The following is a 293-nucleotide window of genomic DNA, read 5'->3' as shown; positions in this document are numbered from 1 at the left end:
AACGACGACGAACACGCCGTATCCACCGACACCGCCGGACCCTCCAGACCCAGCGCGTACGCCACCCGCCCCGACATGACACTCGCCACGTTGCCGGTGAGCAGGTGTCCCTCACTACCGCTCTGCGCGTCGCCGATCACCGAAATGTAGTCCTGCCCGGTGGCGCCCACATACACGCCGGTGTCCGAGCCGCGTAGCCCCGACGGGTCGATCCCGGCCCGCTCCAACGCCTCCCAGGAAACCTCCAACAACAACCGCTGCTGCGGATCCATCGCCACAGCCTCCCGCGGACT

1 protein-coding gene is annotated in these 293 nt (G+C 67.9%); it reads right to left on the bottom strand.

What is annotated here, in order from left to right:
* Nucleotides 1-293, bottom strand: a 293-nt coding sequence (locus tag ACLQ2W_RS33965) for a beta-ketoacyl synthase N-terminal-like domain-containing protein (RefSeq protein WP_425791998.1), incomplete at both ends; no start/stop codon positions are given.

Origin of the sequence: Micromonospora sp. DT227, assembly GCF_049841835.1 — a bacterium.
GTDB lineage: Bacteria > Actinomycetota > Actinomycetes > Mycobacteriales > Micromonosporaceae > Micromonospora.
The sequence above is the reverse complement of the archived record's forward strand: the minus strand, read 5'-3'. Positions and strand labels throughout refer to the sequence as shown.